The sequence below is a fragment of the Thiococcus pfennigii genome, assembly GCF_016583835.1.
Taxonomy (GTDB): domain Bacteria; phylum Pseudomonadota; class Gammaproteobacteria; order Chromatiales; family Chromatiaceae; genus Thiococcus; species Thiococcus pfennigii.
In genome coordinates this window covers 1-4,940 of sequence record NZ_NRRW01000109.1, presented here as the reverse complement: position 1 = coordinate 4,940, position 4,940 = coordinate 1, and the positions used below count along the sequence as shown (strand labels likewise).

Annotated in this window: 6 protein-coding genes; 1 reads left to right on the top strand and 5 read right to left on the bottom strand. The window is 71.8% G+C overall.

Annotated elements, in window-relative coordinates:
• Nucleotides 1-194: 194 nt before the first annotated feature.
• Nucleotides 195-521, bottom strand: coding sequence for a sulfur globule protein CV3 (locus CKO41_RS17940; RefSeq protein WP_200249700.1), 327 nt, complete (start codon nt 519-521; stop codon nt 195-197).
• Nucleotides 522-1,083: 562 nt separating this feature from the next.
• Nucleotides 1,084-1,443, bottom strand: a complete 360-nt coding sequence (locus CKO41_RS17935; RefSeq protein WP_200249701.1) for a TusE/DsrC/DsvC family sulfur relay protein — start codon at nt 1,441-1,443, stop codon at nt 1,084-1,086.
• 177 nt (nt 1,444-1,620) lie between these two features.
• Between CKO41_RS17935 and pgl the strand changes: the two genes are divergently transcribed.
• Nucleotides 1,621-2,316 (top strand): 6-phosphogluconolactonase, encoded by a 696-nt coding sequence (gene pgl / locus CKO41_RS17930; RefSeq protein WP_200249702.1) that lies wholly within the window; start codon nt 1,621-1,623, stop codon nt 2,314-2,316.
• Nucleotides 2,317-2,334: 18 nt separating this feature from the next.
• Here pgl and mobA read toward each other — a convergent pair whose 3' ends face one another.
• The 3 genes from mobA to CKO41_RS18835 form a co-directional block, all read right to left on the bottom strand.
• Nucleotides 2,335-2,958, bottom strand: a complete 624-nt coding sequence (mobA, locus tag CKO41_RS17925; RefSeq protein ID WP_200249703.1) for a molybdenum cofactor guanylyltransferase MobA — start codon at nt 2,956-2,958, stop codon at nt 2,335-2,337.
• Nucleotides 2,959-2,971: 13 nt separating this feature from the next.
• Nucleotides 2,972-4,195 carry an alpha/beta fold hydrolase gene (locus tag CKO41_RS17920; RefSeq protein WP_200383248.1) on the bottom strand — a complete coding sequence of 408 codons (1,224 nt, stop codon included), beginning with the start codon at nt 4,193-4,195 and terminating at the stop codon, nt 2,972-2,974.
• A gap of 438 nt (nt 4,196-4,633) precedes the next feature.
• The coding region (locus CKO41_RS18835; RefSeq protein ID WP_242464420.1) for a L,D-transpeptidase at nt 4,634-4,940 on the bottom strand (307 nt) is incomplete at its 5' end.

The window sequence follows — 4,940 nt, the reverse complement described above, 5'->3', positions numbered from 1 at the left end:
GCGAAGGAGCGACGCCTCGCCGGCAAGCGTCAGCGCGCCGCGACCAAACGCCAGCGCGGGACGCCGTTCGACGACTAGTACAGCAGTGCGGATGTTCCGAGACCGCCTCCAACGACTATCGTTGTCGTAATCGACGATCGGACTACGATCAGGACAACGACAACGAACAGCCTCGGGATTTCTGAAGTGCTGCACTAGTAGTCGTCGGAGGCGGCGGCCGGTGCGCTCGTCACCGGCGCGGCGACGGCCGGGTACCCGAGGTAGGGCGCGCCCCAGCCGTAGCCGTACGGATAGCCGCCCCAGCCCCCATAGTACGGATAGCCGCCGTGCCAGGGATGGCCATAGTAGGGGTAGCCGCCGTAGTAGGGGTAGCCGTAGTACGGATAGCCGCCGTACCAGGGGTCCCCGCCCCAACCGCGGAACATGTTGAACGGTCCCCAGAATGCCTGGGCCGACAGGGAGGTGAGGGCCGTGGCCAAGGCCAGGGCCGCCGCCAGCAGCAGAGGTCTGTTCTTGAACATGGTCTTGCTCCTTTTACAACTAAGGATCGAGCGCGGCTGCGCCTCGTATCGGTGAGGCCGGGAGGCGGGCCGCTAACAGCCATCATCGTATCGGGCCCCGGTTGCCCCGCCGGGGGCTGGGCTTGCGGTGAGGCCGGCTGGCCTGAAGTTCGCCGGGGTCCGCAGGAGATGATAGGACAATCCTCGTGCGATTGGGCGGCCGACGTGGACGGCCTTGCGGTGCGCCCCAGAGGCGACGCGCCGGCACGCGCGGCGTGCCCTGCTCGGGAAGGCCAGAGGAGGGGGCTTGAACCCACTGACGGCCGTTGACCATTTACTCATCGATGGGAGTCGTTGAAGCCGTCGAGAGGCCTTCCGTGAGTCCTGCTCCCCCGCTCGGCGAAGGCCGCTGCCGCGCCCGATGCAGGTCGCGCGTGGCGCCCGGCGGTGTTACGAGTCGTGGCGATCGCCGGGCGATTGCGCCTCCTCGTGCCTTGCCGGACACCCCGCGCGGCGCACCTCGGGCACCGCCCAACGGCCGCGTCTAGGTTGGACGATTCAAGGTCCCCAGGATCGCCGTCCCCTAGCGCACGGCGCCGAAGGATTCGTCGATGGCCCCGGCCGGTGGCGCGAGACCGGCGAGGCGGCAACCCTGCGCGATGGGGCCGCCGGGGAGGAGCCGATAGAGGTGCTTGAGGCCGCCCTGGGCGTGGAAGCGCTCGTCGAGGCCGTCCTGGAGTTCGCGCAGGTTGGGCTGGTCGGTCCGGGCGAAGTAGTCCTGGACCGCCCGGATGACGACCCAGTGGTCGTCGCTCAGCGTCAGCCCTTCGGCGCTCGCGACCGCCTCGGCGGCGGCCCGGTTCCAGTCGGCCGGGGCGTGCGGGAAGTTCGGGTCGCGCTCGGTGGCGCCCGGGTTCAGGATATCGTCACGCGTGATCGTCATCGTCGGCTCCTCGTCTCGTTGTCGGTTGGCGCATCGAGTCTGCGAAGGGCTGGCGGTGCCCGTCAAGCCCGCCGTGGGTCGGCGCCGAGGGCGAGCGCTCGTGCTGGATCGGTCTCGCGATGCCAGGCGCCGCGCCCGCGTCCCCTGGTCCCACATCATCGCCGTTCGGAGGTCGTTATGACGTCAGCCTCGCTGGAGTTTCGCCGTCTCCCGGATGCGGCCGCCGTCGCGTGCGAGGCGGCGGCCCGCGTGCTGGAGCGGGCGCGCCGTGCGATCGCCGCCGGGGGACGGTTTCGTCTGGTCCTCGCCGGCGGCTCGACGCCCATCGCGGCCTACCGTCTGCTCGCCGGGGCCGCCGCCGACTGGTCGGCCTGGGAGGTCTTCTTCGGCGACGAGCGCTGCCTGGCGGTCGATGATCCGGGGCGCAACGGCCGGGCCGCGCGCGAGGCCTGGCTCGCGCATGTGCCGATATCGGCCGAGGCGATCCATGAGATCCCCGCGGAGCTCGGGGCGAAGGCCGCGGCGACGCGCTACGACGCACTCGTGGCCCAGTCGTTGCCCTTCGATCTGGTCCTGTTGGGGATGGGCGAGGACGGCCATACCGCGAGCCTCTTCCCCGGTCGGGCGATCCCCGAGGGGCGACTCGCGATCCCGGTCCACGAGGCCCCGAAGCCGCCGCCGGAGCGGGTCTCCCTGACACCGGCGGCCTTCGCCGGCGCCGGCGAGATCCTGACCCTCGTCACGGGTGCCGGAAAGCGGGAGGCGGTGCGCGCCTGGCGCGCCGGCATCGATCTGCCGATCGCCCGGGCCGCAGCCGCGGGGCCGAGCCTGGCGCTCCTCGACGCGGCGGCCTGGGGGGAGGACGAGGCCTGAGCCCGTGCGGCCCGCCGATCAGGCGTGCGCGGTGCGGCCCAGCAGTTGTGCGCGCAGCCGTTCGGCGTCGGCCGGCGAATTGATGTTGGCGAAGGCCTCGGCCTGGTCGCGGAGGTCGGCGACGGCGCTGCGATGGTTCGCGTACCAGTGCGCGACCTGGCGCTCGCCGGCGGCGAGGAAGCGCGCGAGGCTCGGCGCCAACGCGACCGGCAGCAGCGCGTGCAAGGGTTGCAGACGCCGCCCGTCGTGGGCCAGCGCCAGTTCGCCGGCGTCGCGCTCGAGCGCCTCGCCGAGGCGCGAGGCCAGATCGGGCGGCAGCAGCGGCGTGTCGCAGGGCACGACGAGGATCCAGGGTGTGCGGGCCGTGGCGAGCGCCGCGGCGATGCCAGCCAGCGGGCCCGGGTGATCGGCGCTTGGATCGGCGACGACCGGGTGGCCGTAGGCGCCATAGGCCGCGAGGTTGCGGTTGGCGTTGATCAGGATCTGGCCGACCTGGGGGACGAGGGCGGCGAGTGCCCACTCGATCAGGGCTCGCCCGGCGCAGGGGAGCAGCCCCTTGTCGATGCCCCCCATGCGCCGGGCGCGCCCGCCGGCCAGGATCACGCCGGTGATCTGGTCGCGGCCGGGCGCGCTGGCGGTCATGGGTGGTGCCGGGTCAGGAGGCCCGTTCGGGGTCGGCCGGTGTCGGCTCGATCGGTGCCTCGGCGACGGCCGCCGGTTCGGGCGCCTGCTCGGGCGCTGGCTCGGGCGCTGGCTCGGGTTCTGGCGCTGGCTGCGTCCCGTGGGCGGCCCAGAAGCGGTCGAGGACCGCGGCCGTCTCCGCCAGGTGCTCCCAGTGGGGCAGGCCGCGCGAGGGGACGACCCGCTCCTCGGTCCAGTTGCGATGGTCCGCCATCAGCTCGGCGAGGCGCTCGAAGCTCACGTAGGGGTCCTGGTCGCGGATGACCAGGACCGGTTGGGTCAGCTTGCCGTAGAGCTCGCCGGCGGCGGCCGTCGTGAACAGCTGCCCGGAGAGGAAATAGAGCGGGGCGTGGTGGGCGCCCGGCTGGTGGGCCGTCGCGTAGGCGTACTCGATGTACGCGTCGGGCACCCGGCCGACGAACGACTTGCTCATGAAGTAGCGGATGCTCGGGCGCACCGTGAGCAGGTTGAAGAGCGGGCCGCCCCAGAGCGGCACGCTCAGCGCCTTGTGCAGCCACTTGGCGACCGGCCCCTGACCGTTCGGCAGGTTGCGCTTGCTGAAGCCGGTCGGCGAGATCAGCGCCAGGGTCGCGAACAGGTCGGGGTGGCGCAGGGCGGCACCGCTCGTGAATTCGCCGCCGAGCGATAGGGCGATCGCATCGACCGGCTGGCCGATCGCGCGGCGCACGAAGTCGGCGATGACGCCGCTGTAGAACTGCGGCGAGTAGACCCGGTCGCGGCGCTCGGAGAAGCCGAAGCCGGGCAGGTCGAGGGCATAGACCCGGCGCGTCGCGCGGTAATGCTCGAACAGGGGCTTGAGCTCGTAGGCGCTCGGCGCGGCGTTGACGGCGTGGATCAGGACCAGCGGTCGACCGCCCTCGGGGCCATCGACATAGTAGTTGACCCGGATGCCGTCTTCGGTGACATGGTCGTGACGGGGGGCCGCGACGGCGTCGGGCAGGCGTACCGCGCCGCCCAGATCGGCGGTCTTCGCCGTCGCCGGTTTCGGGCTGCCCGTGGCGCGAGGCGCCGCGCCCTTGGCCTCGGTGCCCTTGGGCTTGGCCGCCGGGGCCGGGCTGGTCGGCGTCTTCTTGTCCTTCGCGGGGCTGGCCGTCGCGACGGCCTTGGGGCGATTCTGTTGAGTCCCGCCCTGGTTGCCCTTCTTGCTGCGGGAGGATCGGCGCTTGGCTCGAGTCATCGTCATTGACCTCTTCAGTGACTGTGCTGGGGCGGATCCGGCGCGGGCTCGGCCCGCGGGGCGATCCGCCGTCGTGGCGGGCGGGCGGCGCCGGTATGGTGCGCGACCGCGCGGCCCCTGGCCGACGCCCGGTCGCGCCGAGCGCGCGACGCGGTGTCCGCGCCTGCACCGTCGGTCACCGTCCGCGAGTCGGGCCGTCGAGGGCGCCGGGAGGCGGCCGCGGGGGCCATCGCCGTCGCGCGGAGGTGTCCGTCCGATCGGCGGCCGCCGGTCGTTCGCCCGGCTTGCCCGCGGCCCGGGTAATCCCATTGAGCGCACATTGAAATGCCCGCCAAGGCTACGCCCTCGGTGCGACCGGATTCAAGCGCCGGATGGAGCCGTGGTGTCGCGACGGCCCTCGCCTGCCTCGCCCTGTGCCGTCGGGCCGCGAACCGCCAGTCAAAACACCGGAAACACCGATGGCCAAGGATCGGCGGCCCTCGCGACGCCTCGCTGCCGCACGCGGACAGGATCCCCGACCCGGATACGGTGGAAGATCAGTCGGGCATCCTCGTAGCGCAGTCGCACGCAGCCATGGGAGTCGGCGTAGCCGGGGAGCCAACCCTCATGGATGAAGTAGTGCCTGGAAGAAAACCCCTTTGAATTCAAAAAATCCGCTCGCCTCATGCCGCCGCGGGGGTGGATTTTCATTCGGTTCGAGGCCGTCAGCGAGGAATACGGGGCGGCGATGGGAATTATTTTCATC

Bases quoted from the DNA above. Each gene is read 5' to 3' on its own strand.
- CKO41_RS17920 (WP_200383248.1), bottom strand. From the start codon at position 4,195: ATGACTCGAGCCAAGCGCCGATCCTCCCGCAGCAAGAAGGGCAACCAG.
- CKO41_RS17935 (WP_200249701.1), bottom strand. From the start codon at position 1,443: ATGACGATCACGCGTGACGATATCCTGAACCCGGGCGCCACCGAGCGC.
- CKO41_RS17940 (WP_200249700.1), bottom strand. From the start codon at position 521: ATGTTCAAGAACAGACCTCTGCTGCTGGCGGCGGCCCTGGCCTTGGCC.
- mobA (WP_200249703.1), bottom strand. From the start codon at position 2,958: ATGACCGCCAGCGCGCCCGGCCGCGACCAGATCACCGGCGTGATCCTG.
- pgl (WP_200249702.1), top strand. From the start codon at position 1,621: ATGACGTCAGCCTCGCTGGAGTTTCGCCGTCTCCCGGATGCGGCCGCC.